Raw genomic sequence first — 538 nt, 5'->3', positions numbered from 1 at the left:
CCGGCAACGGTGCGGAGCATACAGATACGGGGTTTACGGTCTGCGCGACGGACGGCGGCAAACACAAAGACAAACTGCGGATGTGACGGGGTGAGGGGCGTAGCCATGATGGCAATCTCCATTGAGTAGCGGTTGCTGCTACCACCGGAAACGCCAATTTCACTGGTGGCAGCCCGAACGGGGTTGGCGTAACCGGCCTCAATGAATACCGGCCAGCCCGAAGGCTGCCCCGCCCGGACTACCATTATCTGACAGGAACCGCGGTGTGCGCATAAACACCACAGCCCGGAAAATGGGTGTGTCTGAGCTACGACATAAAAAAAGACGCATAGCGCGTCTGTTGTCGCCATTGAGTTACACGGAACGCCAATTCCGGCTGTCGATTTTGCGACAGCGACAAAACTGTACCAGGAAACACACAACGGATGCAAGCCAGAAAAAGGGGCTTTGTGAAGGTTGCTCTGATTCATGCGTCGTATTTCCGGTTGCGGTGCGCGACACGTTCTGCCATCCACGCCGTGATTTCAGACTGTAGCCA

General features: G+C 56.1%; 1 protein-coding gene. It reads right to left on the bottom strand.

All coding sequences use genetic code 11. The annotated features are described in order from the left end of the window. Positions 1-470: host cell division inhibitor Icd-like protein (locus OGX86_RS00320; RefSeq protein ID WP_286639004.1), on the bottom strand; the 470-nt coding region annotated here is incomplete at its 3' end. Positions 471-538 lie beyond the last annotated feature (68 nt).

It is taken from the genome of Citrobacter sp. Cpo040, from assembly GCF_030332915.1.
Taxonomy (GTDB): domain Bacteria; phylum Pseudomonadota; class Gammaproteobacteria; order Enterobacterales; family Enterobacteriaceae; genus Citrobacter; species Citrobacter portucalensis.
The sequence above is the reverse complement of the archived record's forward strand: the minus strand, read 5'-3'. Positions and strand labels throughout refer to the sequence as shown.